Below are 16,191 nucleotides of genomic sequence, written 5' to 3'. Positions count from 1 at the left end.
GCCGCGAATGACGGCTGCGGGCACAGACGGCACAATGGATTCGTGCATATCGAACCCGATCCGAAACGGCACGCGCCGGTCTGGCGCGACCCGCTGTCTGCGGGGTGGCGTGCGCACCGGGGCCTGCTGATGCTTCGGTTGCGGTGGCATGCGCGCCGCGACGCGCCCGCCCGGCCGCCGCAGCCTTCGAACTAGGTTTCCAACCCCAAGAGCCGTACCGTCTCGGTCCGCATCTCGACCTTGCGGACCTTGCCGGTCACCGTCATCGGGAACTCGTCGACGACGTGTACATAGCGCGGAATCTTGAAGTGCGCGAGCTTTCCGGATGCGAACGCCCGCACGGCGTCGGCGTCCAGTGGTGTGCGGCCGGCCCGCATCCTGATCCAGGCGCAGATCTCTTCACCGTACTTCTCGTCGGGAACGCCGATCACCTGAGCGTCATCGATGTCGGGGTGGGTGTGCAGAAACTCCTCGACCTCGCGCGGATAGACGTTCTCGCCGCCGCGGATCACCATGTCCTTGATGCGACCGATCACCATGCAGTACCCGTCGTCCCGCATCACCGCCAGATCACCGGTGTGCATCCAGCCGTCGACATCGACGGCCTCGCGCGTGCGGTCGTCGTCGTTCCAATAGCCCAGCATCACCGAATAGCCCCTGGTGCAAAACTCGCCTGGCTGACCACGTTTCACGGTGTGACCGGTTTCGGGGTCGACGATCCTGATCTCTACGTGCGGATGCGCCCGCCCCACGGTGGAGGTGCGGCGGTCCAGGTCGTCGTCGATCAGCGTCTGGCAGGACACCGGCGACGTTTCCGTCATGCCGTAGGCGATCGCCAGCTCGGACATGTTCAGCTCGTTGACGCACCGCTTCATCAGCTCCATCGGGCAGGTCGCCCCGGCCATGATGCCGGTCCGCAGCGATGAAAGGTCACGCTCGCCGAGATCGGGGTGGCCGAGCATTGCGATGAACATCGTCGGTACGCCGTAAAGGGCGGTGCAGCGCTCCTTTTCGATCGCCTCCAACGTCGCGGCCGGGTCGAATCCTGCCGCGGGAATGACCATCGTGGCGCCGTGGGTGGTGCACCCGAGATTGCCCATCACCATGCCGAAGCAGTGATAGAAGGGCACCGGGATGCAGAGCCGTTCGCCGGGGCCGAGGTTGATCAGCTCGGTGACGAAGAACCCGTTGTTGAGGATGTTGTGGTGTGACAGGGTGGCGCCCTTGGGGGAACCCGTTGTCCCCGAGGTGTATTGGATGTTGATCGGATCGCTGGGCTGCAGGCTGTCCATTCGCGTCCGCAAGTCGGCCGCCGACACCTGACTGGCGCGGGCCCGCAGGGCGTCCCAGTCGCCGGTGTCCAAGAAGACGACCCCGGTCACGTCGGGTGTTTCCGGCAGCACTTCGCCGACCATGCTGCGGTAGTCGGAGGTCTTGAACGCGCTCGCTGACACCAAGAGTCGCGTGCCCGACTGGCGGAGCACATACGCCAGCTCGTGGGTGCGGTAGGCGGGGTTGACGGCGACCAGGATCGCGCCGATCTTGGCGGTCGCGTACTGGAGGATGGTCCATTCCGGGCAGTTGGGCGCCCAGATGCCGACGCGATCACCGCGCTCGATACCGCTTGCGATCAACGCCCGTGCGACCAAGTCGATCTCGGCGTTCAGTTCGGCATAGGACCAGCGCCGGCCGCCTGCGACGTCGACCAGGGCCTCCGCGTCGGGATACGTCGTGGCGGTCCGCTCGAAGTTCGCCCCGATCGTCTCGTCAAGCAGGGGAGTGTCGGTCGGTCCCATGGCATACGCCTGGGTACCGGACTCGGCGGCACCGTATTCCTCGCGCAGCCGAGTCTTCAGGACCTTCCCGCTTGCGTTGCGCGGCAACGTGTCGACGATCGCGAGGCGACGCGGGCGCTTGTAGGGGGCGAGGTGCTGCCGGCAATGCGCTTCGATGTCGTCGTCGGTCGGAGGATCGGCAGCGTCGCGCGGGACGATCACGGCCAAGGGCGTCTCGCCCCACTTCACATCGGGTACCCCGATGATCGCCACCTCGGCGACCTTGGGACAGGTGGCGAGCACGTTCTCCACCTCGGCGCAGTAGATGTTCTCCCCGCCGGAGATGATCATGTCCTTCTTGCGGTCGACCACATAGATGTAGCCGTCGGAGTCCTGGCGGACCAGGTCGCCGGAGTGAAACCACCCGCCGTGGAACGCTTCTGCCGTCTCGTCGGCCTTGTTCCAGTACTCCTTCATGACCAGTGGGCCCAGATAGACGATCTCGCCGACCTCGCCCTGGGCGACATCGTTCATCTGGTCGTCCACGATCCGCGTCTCCACGTTGAGCATCGGCGTGCCCACCGAGCCGATCTTGCGCAGCGCGTCCTCGCCACGGAGCAGACACGTGATGGGGCTGCACTCGGTCTGACCGAACGCGGCGATGATCTCGGCGTGCGGGAACGCGTCGATCATGGTTCGCAGCAGCGTCGTCGACGCAGGCGCGGCACCCCACCACACGCGGCACAGGCGGGACAGATCCCGGGAGCCGAGATCGGGCATGGCGCAGACGATCTGCCACTGAGCCGGCGTCATCCAGCACGAGGTGACGCGTTCCTCGACGATCGTGGCGACGATCGCGGCGGGGTCGAACCCGCCCGAGGGGGGAATGACCGCGGTGCGGCCGTTGAGGAACATCGGCAGCATCCCGGACACACCGGCCGTATGAAACAGCGGCGCCACTGCCATCCAACAGTCGTCGTCATCGCGGTTTCCCAGGGTGGCGATCGAACTGAAGGCGTGCAGATAAAGGTTGCGGTGGGTGAGGACAGCGCCCTTGGGGAAGCCTGTCGTCCCCGACGTGTACATGATGAAGGCGGGCGCCTCGTCGTCGACCGTGACCTCAGCGACAGCACTGTCGGCGGCGGCGATGATGTCGTCCATATCACCGCCGATGGTGATGACCGTGTCTACCGACGGAGCCTTGGCACATGCCTCTTCCACCGCCGGCGCGAGCGCGATGTCCACCAACACGGCCGCCGCACCGCTGTCCGAGAGCACATATGCGATCTCGTCGGCCACCATCCGGAAGTTCACGGGTACCGCGATGGCGCCGAGACGCAATGCGGCAAGCCAGGACTCGACGAGTTCGATGCTGTTGTATCCGAGGACGGCCACCCGATCGCCATGGCCGATACCGCGGGCGGACAGCGCGTTGGCCAGCCGTGTCACCCGGTCGTCCAGCTCGAAAAAGGTGCACCGTCGTCGCGGATCGACGAACGCGACCTTGTCGGGTCGGACACCGGCATGCCTGCGCAGGACATCGCTGAGCGTGATGCCGGTGCAGGGGGATACGAGCGTGGTCATCATTGCTCCTTTGCGAGTGAGGATCAAAGACCCGCGCGGTCGGCGAGCAGCAGGCGATGATGTGTGCTTCCACCGAACAGCGCCTGGGTCGTCTTGGCGCGTCGGAAGTACAGGTGCAGGTCGTGCTCCCAAGTGAAGGCGATACCGCCGTGCACCTGGATGGCGGAACCGGCGCACAGCGCGAAGGTGTCGGCGGCCTGCGCCTTCACCAGCGGGCCGACGATCCGCAGTTCCGCGTCGTCCGCGGCACTCATCGCGGCGTACATCACAGCCGTGCGCGTCGCATCGATCTCGATCATCATCTCGGCACAGGCGTGCTTGACCGCCTGAAAGGATCCGATCGGGCGATCGAACTGCTTTCGGGTGCGGGCGTATTCGACCGCCATCGTGAGACAGGCCTCGGCGCCGCCGAGCATCTCCGCGGCGAGCAGCACCCGTGCGATGTCCATCACCCGCTCGATATCCTCGGGTGACCCCGCGGACAGCGCTTCGGCGGGAGCGTGCGCCAGTTCCAGCCTGGCGACGGGTCGTGTGACGTCGAAGGACGGCAGGTTCACGAGAGTCACCCCCGGCGCATCCGCTGCCACCACGTGCAGGGCGACCACACCGTCGGCCACCGCGGGCACGATGAACAGGTCCGCGACCGAACCGTGCAGGACCGGCCCGCATACGCCGGTGAGGACGGTGCCGCCCTGCCATTCGGCGCGCACCCGTGCCGTCGCGGGGTCGGTGTCGCCATGGGCTGCCACCGCGAGCGCGCCGACCTGGTCTCCACAGAGCATTCCCTTCAGCAGTCTGCGACGCTGCTCCTCGTCACCGGTGCGGAACACCGCTTCGACTGCAAAGGTCGTGGCCGCCAACGGAACCGGCGTCAGTGCCCGGCCGAGCTCGGAGAACGCGACCGCCGCCTCGAGCAAGGTGCCACCCGCACCGCCGTATTCGAGCGGAACGTGCAACCCCGGCAGCTCCAGCTCGTTGCACATCCGCTTCCAGAGCTGGGGGTCGTGGCCCGCGGCGCCGCGGATCATGGCGGGCGGTGCGGCGTCACGGAGAAAACCGTTCAGTGATGCGCGAAAGTCGTCTTGTTCTGTGCTGTAACGAAAGTCCATGTCACCGATTCCCGCCTGCGGCCGCGTGAGGCCGTGGTTCTTTGGGCAGCCCGAGCAGTTGCTCACCGATCACATTGCGCTGGATCTGAGAACTACCGGCGTAGATCGTCGCGGCACGCGCGTAGAGCAGTTCGTCCATCCAGCAGGCCGCCGAGTTGGGTGTGCCCGCCTCCGGAACTATCAGCGCCGCACCGTTGCCCGGACCTTCCGGCCCGAGCGTCTCGACGCCGAGGATCTCGGCGGCCAGCTCCGTGTGGCGCCTGAAGTACTCGCTCCAGATGACCTTGCTGATCGCGGCGTCGGGGCCGGGACGCCGGCCGTCCAGCAGCTGCGTCAGACCGCGGTAGCCCTGGTAACGCATGATCTGGACCCGCGAATAGCACCACGCCAGTCCGTCGCGGATATGCGGGTCGGTGTGCAATCCACGCGCTCTGGCGAGGTCGTTCAACCGCTCGAGGTCCCTCCCGAAGTCGATGGCCGCGGTGGTGATCTGCGCGCCGCGTTCGAAGCCGAGCAGCGTCATCGCGGTCGGCCACCCGCGGCCGATCCCGCCGACCACGTTGGCTGCCGGGGTTCGGGCGTCGGTCAGGAACACCTCGCTGAACGAGGCATGCCCGGCAGCGTTGACGATCGGGCGCACGTCGACGCCCGGTTGGTCCATCGGGACCAGCAGCAGTGAAAGTCCCTTGTGCTTCGGTGCATCGGGAGCTGTGCGCGCCAGCACGAAAATCCAGTTTGCGCATGCGCCTGCGGATGTCCAGATCTTCTGGCCGTTGACCACCCACTCGTCGCCGTCGAGCACGGCCCTCGTCCGCACCGACGCCAGGTCGGAGCCTGCCTCGGGCTCGGAGAAACCCTGACACCAACGGTCCTCGCCGGACAGGATCCGCGGCAGAAAGTGCCTCTTCTGCTCCTCGGAACCAAGTGCGATCAGCGTGTTGCCGATCAGCTCGATTCCGAACCGGTCGTTCTCCGGAGGTTCCGGTGCGCCGGCGCGGGCGAATTCCTCTGCCAGGACGACCTGTTCGATGACGGACAGGCCGGCTCCGCCATATTCCCTCGGCCAGGACACGGCGACCAGTCCGCGGTCCGCGAGGATCTGGCGCCACCGATGTGCGAAAGTCTCCCGGTCTTCCGGCGCCAGCGCACCGCCGCCCGGCCAGCTCTGCGGAAGGTGCTCGGCGAGGAACGTGCGGATCCGGTCCCGGAACGCCTCTGCTTGTTGCGGGTACTCGACGTCCATCGATCAGGGCCGCCGCTTGGCCGCGGGCAGGATCTCGGGTGCGATGCGCCAGTCCTCGAGTCCGTAGTCGACCGTCCCGTAGGACAACTCCCCGCCGGTCACTTCGCTCCAGTGCGCGTGATTGAGCTGATGGATCTTGAAGCAGGCGTCGAGCGCCGTCGAAAAGCCCATCGCGTCGACGGTCTGATTCACCGATTCCTTGATCAGGAGGGCCGCGAGGGTCGGCAACTTGGCGATGCGGCGGACGAACTCGACGGTGCGATCGGCCAGCTCGTCGTTGGGGAACACCTTGCTCACCATGCCGATGGCGTGGGCTTCGTCGGCATCCAGCGAGTCGCCGGTGAGCAGCAGTTCCTTCGCCTTGCGGGGCCCGAACTCCCACGGGTGGCCGAAGTACTCGACGCCGCACATGCCCAGCCGCGTGCCGACGACGTCGGCGAAAACGGTGTCCTCACCGGCGACGATGAGGTCACAGCACCATGCCAGCATCAGTCCGGCCGACAGGACCATGCCGTGGACCTCGGCGACAGTGATCTTGCGCAGATTGCGCCAGCGCTTGGTGTTCTCGAAGAAGTAGTGCCACTCCTGACGGTTGCGGGACTCGACTCCGCCGTACGTTCCGCCGTTGCACTGGTAGGTCGGGTGCTGGTCGGGGCCTGGTGAGCGTTCCCGGACATCGTCGGTGGAGCCCAGGTCGTGACCGGCGGAGAACGACGACCCCGCGGCCCGCAGCAGCACCACTCGCACCTCGTCGTTCGATTCGGCCAGCTCGAATGCGCAGCCCAGCTCGACGAGCATTCCGCGGTTCTGCGCGTTGCGCTGCTTGGGCCGATCGAGCGTGATGACGGCGATCTGCCCCCCGTCGATGACCTCGTATCCGATGTAGTCGAAATCCGACACGGATCACTCCCTTCTTTCGGTGCATCAGGCCGCGCGGCCGCTCGATCGCGGTGACCAGGCGTTTGGGTGCTTGACGTTGGCGAGATTACGCGGCGCGACCGCAATATGTCCATAGCCAATACGCGCTATCAAAAACTTCAGAGACGTAAATCACGATGCAAACTGATGCTTGCGCTCAATGATGTATCTTGCTAGTACTGTGTTGTACATCGCAGTCGGCGGTACCGAAGCATCCCAGAAGGGTTGAAGATGGAGATCGGAATTTTCCTCATGCCGGCACACCCGCCGGAGCGAAGCCTGTTCGACGCCACCCAGTGGGATCTCGACATAATCGAGCTCGCCGACCAGCTGGGTTACGTCGAGGCGTGGGTCGGTGAGCACTTCACCGTGCCGTGGGAGCCGATCTGTGCGCCGGACCTGCTGCTGGCGCAGGCGCTGCAGCGCACGAAGAGGATCAAGCTGGCGCCGGGTGCGCACCTGTTGCCGTACCACCACCCGGTGGAATTGGCGCATCGCGTCGCATATTTCGACCATCTCGCGCAGGGCAGGTTCATGCTCGGTGTCGGCGCCAGCGGCATCCCAGGGGACTGGGCCCTGTTCGACGTGGACGGCCACAACGGTGAGCATCGCGAGATGACGCGTGAGGCGCTCGAAATCATGTTGCGCATCTGGACCGAGGACGGACCGTGGGAGCACCGCGGAAAGTACTGGAACGCCAACGGGATTGCGCCGATGTACGACGGCCTGATGCGCCGTCACATCAAGCCGTTCCAGTCGCCGCACCCGCCGATCGGTGTCACCGGCTTCAGCGCCGGTTCGGAAACCCTCAAACTCGCGGGCGAACGCGGCTACATACCGATGAGCCTCGATCTGAACACCGACTACGTGGCCACCCACTGGGATGCCGTGCTGGAAGGGGCGGCCCGCAGCGGGCGTACTCCCGATCGCCGTGAATGGCGACTGGTGCGCGAGGTCGTTGTGGCGGAGACCGACGAGAAGGCGTTCCGCTACGCCGTCGACGGCATGCTCGGCCGCAACATGCGCGAGTACGTACTGCCGACCTTCAAGACGATGGGCATGACGAAGTTCTACAAGCACGACCCCGCGGTGCCCGATGCCGACGTCACGCCGGAGTACCTGGCCGAGAACACATTTGTGGTGGGTTCGGTCGAGACGGTCGTGGACAAACTGGAGGCGACCTACGACCAGGTCGGCGGTTTCGGTCACCTGCTCATCCTCGGGTTCGACTACAGCGAGGACCCCGGACCGTGGAAGGAGTCGATGCGGCTACTCGCGGAGGAAGTCATGCCGCGGCTGAACGCGCGCATCGCGAAAAAGCCGGCGGGCGCGGTCGTCTGACGTCGAGCACGGGTAGGAAAGGGCACTGGCGTGGAAGCTCATCAGATCACGGTGCGATATTCGGACGGCACGCAGAAGACGATGCCGGGACGGCCAGACCAGTCGATTCTCGATGCGGCGGAAGAGCACGGTGTCTCGATCGTCAACGAGTGCCAGAGCGGCATCTGCGGAACGTGCGTCGCCACGTGCGCCTCGGGTGACTATCAGATGGGGCGCACTGAAGGCCTGTCGGACGTCGAGCGCTCAGCGCGAAAGGTCTTGACGTGCCAGACGTTCGCCGATACCGATTGCGTCATCGATCTGCAGTATCCGGCCGATGACAACGCGGCGCGACTGGTCACCGGAGAGGGTGTGGTGACCAGTGTGCAGCGGCTGTCGGGCACCACCGCGATTCTGCGGATCGATACCTCGGGCATCGACGACTCGATCACGTTCAAGGCGGGCCAATTCGCTCAGCTGCGGGTCCCGGGAACCGATGTGTGGCGAAATTACTCCTTCGCGCATCCCGACGACGGCCGCACCGAACTGGAGTTCATCATTCGGTTGCTGCCCGACGGCGTGATGTCGAACTATGTGCGCGATCGCGCCAAACCGGGTGACCGAATCGCGTTGCGGTGCAGTAAGGGCGGCTTCTATCTGCGGCCGATCGTGCGGCCCGTCATCCTCGTGGCCGGCGGCACCGGGCTGTCGGCGATCCTGGCCATGGCTCAGAGCCTCGACAGTGACATCGGGCAACCGGTGCATCTGCTGTATGGCGTGACCGCCGCCGAGGACCTTTGCAAGCAGGACGAACTCGACGAACTCGCGCGACGCATCCCCGGCCTTCGGCTGCACACCATCGTGTCCCAATCCGACGCCGGCTGGGACGGCCCCGTCGGGCTGGTCACCGATCTGCTCGACGAGTCCATGCTGAGTGACGGCGACGCCGACGTCTACCTCTGCGGCCCAGCACCCATGGTCGACGCGACGCGAAACTGGCTCGACAACAATGGTATTCATCGCGTCGGTCTGTATTACGAGAAGTTTGTGGCGAGTGGGGCTGCGCGCAGGCGTACCCCGGCGCGCCTGGACTACGCCGAGCTCGACCTGACGCAGGTGCGACGTGACGGTCGCGGCACCGCCGTTGTCATCGGCGGTAGCATCGCCGGTATCGCGGCGGCCAAGGTGCTGACTGAGACGTTCGACCGGGTGATCGTGCTCGAGAAGGACGGCCGTCACTCCCGCCGTGAGGGCCGGCCTGGCGCGGCCCAAGGCTGGCACCTCCATCATCTGCTCACCGCGGGACAGATCGAGCTGGAACGGATTTTTCCGGGCATCGTCGACGACATGGTGGCCGAGGGTGCATTCAAGGTCGATATGGCAGACCAATACCGCATCCGGCTCGGTGGCACCTGGAAAAAGCCCGGCACCAGTGACATTCAGATCGTGTGCGCCGGCCGCCCGCTGCTCGAATGGTGCGTGCGGCGTCGGCTCGACGACGAACCCCGCATCGAGTTCCGTTACGAGGCCGAGGTCGGTGACCTCGTCTACGACCGCGACGCCAATTGCGTCATCGGTGTCGCGGTGGACCGTGACGGCGTCCTTGATGTGGTGCCGGCCGAGTTCGTTGTCGACGCATCCGGGAAGAACACGCGCATACCGGAATTCCTGGAGCACGTAGGGATCGGCGCCCCTGAGGTCGAGCAGGACATCATCAACTGCTTCTACTCCACCATGCAGCACCACGTCCCGCCGGAGCGGCAGTGGGACGACAAGGTGATGGTGATCTGTTACGCCTACCGCCCCTACGAGGACACCTACGCCGCGCAGTACTACACGGACAGCTCACGCACCATATTGTCCACGTCTCTTGTCGCCTACAACTGTTACTCGCCACCACGTACCGCACGCGAGTTCCGCGAGTTCGCCGACCGGATGCCCTCACCGGTCGTGGGTGAGAACATCGACGGGCTGGAGCCCGCGTCGCCGATCTACAACTTCCGCTACCCCAACATGCTGCGGCTGCGGTACGAGAAGATGCGCAACCTCCCGCGTGCCCTGCTGGTCGTCGGCGATGCCTACACCAGCGCCGACCCCGTGTCGGGGCTGGGTATGAGCCTGGCGCTCAAGGAAGTCCGCGAGATGCAGCTGTTGCTCGCTAAATACGGCGCGGGACATCACGACCTGCCGCGCCGCTACTACCGCAAGATCAGCAAGATGGCCGATACGGCCTGGTTCGTGATCCGCGAGCAGAACCTGCGCTTCGACTGGATCAAGGGCGTGCGTGACAAACGCCCGTTCTATTTCGGTGCGCTCACCTGGTACATGGACCGCGTCCTCGAACTGGTACACGACGACCTCGATACCTATCGTGAGTTCCTCGCGGTCGTTCACCTCGTCAAACCGCCCGCGGCCCTGATGATGCCGAAGGTCGCGGGCCGTGTGCTCGGCAAATGGGCGCGCACGAGGTTGTCCGGGCAGCAGACGCTGATCGCGCGCAACTACTCCGATCGGACCGTGCCCGTCGCCGATCGGCTGGACCGTCCCGAGGAAATCGCCGTCGGGTAGGCGGCAACCCCCACACACTGAACCACAACAAGGAGAGGCGACTCGCATGCCGCAGATTCATCGGATGCTCGACTGCCGTGGCACCCGGATCCACGCCGTGGAAGAGGGCGAGGGTCCGTTGGTGGTGCTGGTCCACGGCTTTCCCGAGTCGTGGTACTCGTGGCGCCATCAGATACCCGCGCTCGCGGCGGCGGGGTACCGCGTGGTGGCGATCGATCAGCGAGGCTACGGGCAATCGTCGAAGTTCCGCGTGCAGTCCGCTTATCGCATCAAAGAACTCGTCGGCGACATCCTCGGCGTGATCGACGCGTACGGCGAGAAGCAGGCGATCGTGGTCGGACACGACTGGGGTGCCCCGGTCGCGTGGACGTTCGCCTGGCTGCACCCAGACAGATGTGCCGGAGTCGCCGGGCTCAGTTGTCCCTTCGCCGGACGTGGTGTCATTGCCCTGCCGGGCAGCCCTTTCGGAGAGCAACGCCCGAACGATTATCACCTCGAGATCGCCGGACCGGGCAGGGTGTGGTACCAGGATTACTTCTCAGCGCAGGACGGCATCATCGCGGAGATCGAAGAGGACCTGCGCACCTGGCTCCTCGGACTCACCTACACGGTCTCGGGCGATGCCGTGAGCGCCGCCACGCGTGCCGCCGAGGCGGAAGGGATCGATCTGGCGGCCATGGATCCGCTCGACGTGATCCGCGCGGGCCCGTTGTGCATGCCCGAGGGGGCGCGCCTCAAGGACGCCTTCGTGTATCCGGAGAAGATGCCGGACTGGTTCACCGATGAGGATCTCGATTTCTACACAGGCGAATTCGAGCGCTCCGGCTTCGGCGGGCCGCTGAGCTTCTATCACAACATCGACAACGACTGGCACGACCTGGCCGACCAGGCCGGCAAGCCACTCACCCCGCCCGCCGTCTTCATCGGCGGGCAGTACGACGTCGGCACCACATGGGGAGCCGAAGCGACCGAACGCGCCGAGGAAATGATGCCGAACTACTGCGGCACCCACATGGTGGCCGAGGTCGGACACTGGATTCAGCAGGAAGAGCCCAAGGAGATCAACCGGCTGCTGCTCGACTTCCTGCACGGGCTGCGCTAACGGCAAGGCACGGACGAAAAGACATGCATCCAGTCCACTCCCGCCAACTCGACGACTCGACATTGCGTCGCGTCTTCGGGTGTTTCCCGTCCGGGGTGATCGCCGTCTGCGCGAGCATCGACGGTGAGCCGGTCGGCATGGCGGCCAGCTCGTTCACCACGGTTTCGGTGGCCCCGCCGCTGGTGTCGATTTGCGTGCAGAACACCTCGACCACATGGCCGAGGTTGCGCGAGTGCGAGAGGCTTGGTGTCAGTGTGCTGGCCGAGCACCACAGTGACGCCTGCCTTTCGCTGTCACGAAAGGTCGGGGACCGGTTCGCGGGGGTGCGCTGGACTGAACAGTCCAAGGGGGCGGTGTTCGTCCACGGGGCCACGGCGTGGCTGGACTGCCGCCTGCACTCCGAGCTCCCTGCGGGCGACCACACCATCGCGCTACTGGAGATCTGCGAACTCAGCGCCGATCCGGACACCCCACCACTTGTTTTTCACGGCAGCCGGTTTCGCCGACTCGCCGTCGCGGCAACAGCGGGGGAGCGCGGATGAGAACCTCAGATGTACGGGTGCGGCGCGCGATCGCAGCCGTAGGCGCGGGCCGTCCTGTCGTGGTGACAGACGATGCCGCGCAGGGCTACCTCGTCTTCGCCGCCGAGACCGCGACCTCCACACTGCTCGCCTTCACCGTCAGGCACACCTCCGGCTATGTCCGAATCGCCTTGCCGGGCACCGAGTGCGACCGGCTCGACTTGCCGCCGGTGTGCAACGGCGGCCACCTCGGCGCCACGCAGCGTGTCGCGGTCGATTGGGGCGGGGTTGGCACCGGCATCTCGGCGACCGACCGCGCCGCTACCATCGTGGCGCTCGCCGCGCAGGCGTCGTCACCCTCGGATTTCCGGCGTCCCGGCCACGTCGTGCCCGTCCTGGCCGATGCGGACGGCGTGTTGGCACAACCGGCGGTGGCGGAGGCGGCGGTGGACCTCGCCCGGCTCGGAGGCCGGCGACCCGCGGGCGTCCTCTGCGAGATCGTGTCGGGCGAGCGCGTCGGGGCGATCGCCGACGAGGCCGAGTCGATCGAGTTCGCCGACAGGCACGGGCTCGGTGTGATCTCGATCCCCGATCTCGCACAGTTCCGGCGGCGCACCGAACCGCAGGTCGTCCGGTCAGCCGAAACCCTGCTGCCCCTGGGTGCAGTGACGTCGCGCGCCATCGGTTTTCGTGACACCCACGGCGGCGGCGAACATCTCGTGGCGATCATCGGCGCCGCCGATTCGGATCGCCCGATGCCGTTACACGTGCACGTCGAATGTCTGACCGGAGACGTGTTCGGGTCGTTGGGTTGTTGCTGCGCCGACGACCTCCATCGCGCGGTGACGACGATGACTGCTCGGGGCAGCGGCATGATCGTGTACCTGCGCCCACCGGGTCCGGTCGGCGCCTGCGGATTGTCGACGCGCGACGCGTTGGGTGCGGAGCGGGTTTCGCAGATCGTGGCATGGATATTGCGCGATCTGGGCGTGCATTCGGTCCGGCTGTCCGATGATGCTCCGGGGTTCGGCCTCGTGATGTTCGGTGCCATCCGCGAACACGGTTTGGTCGCCGGGCAACACCGGGTTCTTGCCGTCGCGGGGTGACAATCGTTATGGCTCAAACACACTCACAAGGAGTCACATGACGCATCCGGACCTTGCTGGCAAGGCCGCCATCGTCACCGGCGCAGGCGCCGGCATCGGTCTCGCGATCGCAGCGCGCCTCGCCGACGAGGGCTGTCACGTGCTGTGCGCGGACATCGACGGCGCCGCCGCCGACGCCGCGGCGATGAAAATCGGCAGCGGCGCGGTCGGTTTCCGGGCCGACGTCAGCGACGAGGAACAGGTGATCGCGATGGTCGAGGCCTGCACAACCGAGTTCGGCGGAGTCGACAAACTCGTCGCGAACGCCGGAATCGTTCATTTCGCGCCCCTGACCGAAACGACCGTCGAGGACTTCGACCGGGTCATCAAGATCAACCTGCGCGGCGCGTGGTTGTGCACCAAACACGCCGCACCGAAGATGATCGAGCGCGGTGGCGGAGCGATCGTGAACATGTCGTCGCTGGCGGGTCAGGTGGCGGCGGCCGGGTCGGCGGCGTACGGCATGTCCAAGGCGGGGATCATCCATCTCAGCCGCGTGACCGCCGCCGAATTACGTTCGGCCAACGTGCGTTCCAATGCAGTGTTGCCCGCGTTCGTCGACACGCCGATGCAGCAGACCGCGATGGCGACGTTCGACGAGGTGCTCGGCGAGGGCGGCGCGGACAACATGATCGCCCGGCTGCAGGGCCGCATGGCCGGCCCGGAAGAGATCGCCGGAGTCGTCGCCTTCCTGCTGTCCGACGATGCGTCGATGGTGAACGGGACAGCTCAGATCGCGGATGGCGGAACCATTTCCGCGCTCTGGTGACCGCGGCTGGTCAGGATCGACAACACGATCGCGGTGATCTCTTCCGCGACGCCCGAATACCGGGTCAGGTGCCAGGTGCGCACGGTGTCGTCGATGAAGCTGATGGCCGCGGCGACGAGGAGTCGTGCCTGCGCGGCCGTGGTTTCGGGCACCAGTCTGCAGATGAGGTCGATCCATACCGCTTCGCGGTCGACCTGGTTGCGTGTGTATGTCTCGCTGACCTCGTCAGAGGCGTGGGAAAGTTCGGTGATCGACACCGACACCAGGTCGGGATCGTCGAGGCTGATGCGGACCCGCCCGGCGACCAGCGTGCGCAGACAGTCCGCCGTGTCGTTGTCGCTGCGCAACGCGCGAATGGTTTCCAGGCTCCACCAGTCATCCAGACGCCCGATGAGGGCGTCGAGGATGGCCTGCTTGGACGAGAACGTGCGATACAAGCCCGGACCCGCAATGCCGGCGCCCTTGCCGATCTCACTCGTGCTGACGGCCGGATAACCCTGAGCGCGGAAGAGACGCGCACCGGTGGCCAGCAGGGTTTCGTGCCGGGAGAACAATGCGCGCCCGTCATCGGGCGTTGGGTCGAGAGGTTTCAGCGCGCTGACGACAGGCGTCCGGGCAGCCGCCATGCTGGCCCGGTTCAGCAGTTCGGACAGCTCGTCTCCCGGCAGGCTCAGGTTGTGTCTACCCAGGCTGGTGATGGTGCTGGACACCGCCCAGGCGCGCAGTTCGAGATGCTGCGGGCTGAGGTCGGTCACCTCGAGCCGCACGCTGTCGCGAATCCCGGCCACGATGGCGTTGATGCGACGGCGCACCTCGGACCGCTCGACGTCGTCGAGGTAGCGGGCCTCGCGCTGCCAGAGCACGGTCAAAGACCGCGATGCGACGGCGGCCGCCGTCAGGTCGGGCAGTTCGACGCTCAACGGCCGCGGCGCCGAGGCTGTCTCGCCCTCGGAGAGCTGCCGGGCGCTCTGATACTGCTCCTGGCCGGTGCGGATAGCGGCGGCGAGCAGGGCCTGCTTGTTGTCGTAGTGCCTATAGACCGCGCGGGCGGTGACACCCGCCGCCTCGGCGATGTCCTCCAGCTTGACCGAATGAAAGCCACGTTCGATGAACAGCCGAACCGCCTGCTCCAGGATCTGCTGCTTGCGGTCCTTCGGCCTGCGCTTGACGGTTGACACCGCAGGCTCCACCACCGCCCGTCGCCTCCCCTCTTGCTCACTCGAACCACCAAATCCTGCCAGACGCCTGCGCTTTGCGGCGGAGACGACATGCGGTGGGACTGCGGACGAGTCGCTGGCCATGTCGGGGACCGGTGAACTAGAGCTTGAAGCCGCTCTGGCGCTCAAAATCGGCGAGGTCGAAATAGTCGGTGAAGCGGGTGATTTCACCGTTCTTGACGACGAAAACACCGGTGACGGGCAGCTCGACCTTGCGGCCGTCGTTCATGGTGAAGTAATCGATCCGCTCGGCCAGGACAAGGCCCGGCTCGGCCGCCAGGGTCACGATATCGAGCTTGGCGTACGAGAACGCGTCGAGGAACGCGCGGAAGATCTCTCGGATGCCGTCGATGCCCTCGATCGGCGCCACGGGCGTGTTGTGGTAAACGGCGTCGGCGGCGAAGGCGCCGCAGATGGTTTCGAGATCGCGGCCCTCCCAAGAGCCCAGGAAGTCGCGTACGAGCTTCTCGCTCGCCTCTTTGGTGTCGGTCATGCAACCCCTCCTCGGGTATCGCTTCGCGCACGGCAGCGTCAAGCTCACCGTCTGCATGTGACGTACAGAACAGTACTATCAAGATACATCCATGAGCACAAGCCGCACTCTTCATCGTTCTTTGTCTATCTTGTGCATTCTATTGGGCGTATCGACTATGGACATAACTGACATCGGCCGCGTACCCTCTCGGATGTCACCGCACAACTTCGACCTGTCGGGATGGCCAACATGAGCAGCTCCACTCGTCGCCGCGGCGCCGAGCCCATGCGGGTCACGCGGGTGCTGCCAGTCGTTGCCGCGGTGGCGCCGCGGGCATCACAGCAAACTGCGCTGACCGTCGCGTGCAGCGGCGTATGCCTCGTAAGGGGGAGACTTATACCTCTTTTTGGAAGCAGCAATCGGACCGTAGGGGTCGATAGCGTTC

The 16,191-nt window shown here is 65.7% G+C and carries 13 protein-coding genes; 7 read left to right on the top strand and 6 right to left on the bottom strand.

The window, feature by feature from the left end; genetic code table 11:
* The first annotated feature begins 42 nt into the window (after positions 1 to 42).
* Positions 43 to 195 (top strand): hypothetical protein, encoded by a 153-nt coding sequence (locus G6N42_RS11815; protein WP_163729764.1) that lies wholly within the window; start codon positions 43 to 45, stop codon positions 193 to 195.
* Here G6N42_RS11815 and G6N42_RS31715 read toward each other — a convergent pair.
* The 4 genes from G6N42_RS31715 to G6N42_RS11795 are packed head-to-tail and all read right to left on the bottom strand — an operon-like array spanning position 192 to position 6,611.
* A complete protein-coding gene (locus tag G6N42_RS31715; RefSeq protein ID WP_163729763.1) occupies positions 192 to 3,359 on the bottom strand; it encodes a long-chain-fatty-acid--CoA ligase in 3,168 nt (1,055 codons plus the stop codon). The two genes, G6N42_RS11815 and G6N42_RS31715, sit on opposite strands and share 4 nt — an antisense overlap.
* A gap of 23 nt (positions 3,360 to 3,382) precedes the next feature.
* Positions 3,383 to 4,468 carry an acyl-CoA dehydrogenase family protein gene (locus G6N42_RS11805; RefSeq protein WP_163729762.1) on the bottom strand — a complete coding sequence of 362 codons (1,086 nt, stop codon included), beginning with the start codon at positions 4,466 to 4,468 and terminating at the stop codon, positions 3,383 to 3,385.
* Position 4,469: 1 nt separating this feature from the next.
* Positions 4,470 to 5,711: an acyl-CoA dehydrogenase gene (locus G6N42_RS11800; protein WP_163729761.1), complete on the bottom strand. Its 1,242-nt coding sequence runs from the start codon at positions 5,709 to 5,711 to the stop codon at positions 4,470 to 4,472.
* 3 nt (positions 5,712 to 5,714) lie between these two features.
* Positions 5,715 to 6,611 carry an enoyl-CoA hydratase gene (locus G6N42_RS11795; protein ID WP_163729760.1) on the bottom strand — a complete coding sequence of 299 codons (897 nt, stop codon included), beginning with the start codon at positions 6,609 to 6,611 and terminating at the stop codon, positions 5,715 to 5,717.
* Positions 6,612 to 6,860: 249 nt separating this feature from the next.
* Here G6N42_RS11795 and G6N42_RS11790 point away from each other — a divergent pair, with 249 nt between their 5' ends.
* Genes G6N42_RS11790 through G6N42_RS11765 form a run of 6 tightly spaced genes read left to right on the top strand, consistent with a single transcriptional unit; the run spans position 6,861 to position 14,054 of the window.
* A complete protein-coding gene (locus G6N42_RS11790) occupies positions 6,861 to 7,970 on the top strand; it encodes an LLM class flavin-dependent oxidoreductase (RefSeq protein ID WP_163729759.1) in 1,110 nt (369 codons plus the stop codon).
* Between the two features lie 30 nt (positions 7,971 to 8,000).
* Positions 8,001 to 10,517 (top strand): FAD-binding oxidoreductase, encoded by a 2,517-nt coding sequence (locus tag G6N42_RS11785; RefSeq protein ID WP_163729758.1) that lies wholly within the window; start codon positions 8,001 to 8,003, stop codon positions 10,515 to 10,517.
* A 46-nt stretch (positions 10,518 to 10,563) separates the two neighbouring features.
* Positions 10,564 to 11,619: an alpha/beta fold hydrolase gene (locus tag G6N42_RS11780; protein WP_163729757.1), complete on the top strand. Its 1,056-nt coding sequence runs from the start codon at positions 10,564 to 10,566 to the stop codon at positions 11,617 to 11,619.
* 23 nt (positions 11,620 to 11,642) lie between these two features.
* Positions 11,643 to 12,161 (top strand): flavin reductase family protein, encoded by a 519-nt coding sequence (locus G6N42_RS11775; RefSeq protein ID WP_163729756.1) that lies wholly within the window; start codon positions 11,643 to 11,645, stop codon positions 12,159 to 12,161.
* Positions 12,158 to 13,246, top strand: a complete 1,089-nt coding sequence (locus tag G6N42_RS11770) for a 3,4-dihydroxy-2-butanone-4-phosphate synthase (protein WP_163729755.1) — start codon at positions 12,158 to 12,160, stop codon at positions 13,244 to 13,246. Before G6N42_RS11775 ends, G6N42_RS11770 begins: the two co-directional genes overlap by 4 nt.
* Before the next feature lie 37 nt (positions 13,247 to 13,283).
* Positions 13,284 to 14,054 carry a glucose 1-dehydrogenase gene (locus G6N42_RS11765; protein ID WP_163729754.1) on the top strand — a complete coding sequence of 257 codons (771 nt, stop codon included), beginning with the start codon at positions 13,284 to 13,286 and terminating at the stop codon, positions 14,052 to 14,054.
* On the opposite strand, the gene G6N42_RS11760 is transcribed toward G6N42_RS11765, so the two are convergent.
* Together G6N42_RS11760 and G6N42_RS11755 are read right to left on the bottom strand one after the other, a co-directional pair.
* A complete protein-coding gene (locus G6N42_RS11760; protein ID WP_163737375.1) occupies positions 14,015 to 15,244 on the bottom strand; it encodes a TetR/AcrR family transcriptional regulator in 1,230 nt (409 codons plus the stop codon). The genes G6N42_RS11765 and G6N42_RS11760 overlap by 40 nt on opposite strands.
* Before the next feature lie 127 nt (positions 15,245 to 15,371).
* A complete protein-coding gene (locus G6N42_RS11755; RefSeq protein WP_163729753.1) occupies positions 15,372 to 15,764 on the bottom strand; it encodes a limonene-1,2-epoxide hydrolase family protein in 393 nt (130 codons plus the stop codon).
* Positions 15,765 to 16,191 lie beyond the last annotated feature (427 nt).

Origin of the sequence: Mycobacterium gallinarum (assembly GCF_010726765.1) — a bacterium.
In the GTDB taxonomy this organism is placed as follows: Bacteria; Actinomycetota; Actinomycetes; order Mycobacteriales; family Mycobacteriaceae; genus Mycobacterium; species Mycobacterium gallinarum.
The sequence above is the reverse complement of the archived record's forward strand: the minus strand, read 5'-3'. Positions and strand labels throughout refer to the sequence as shown.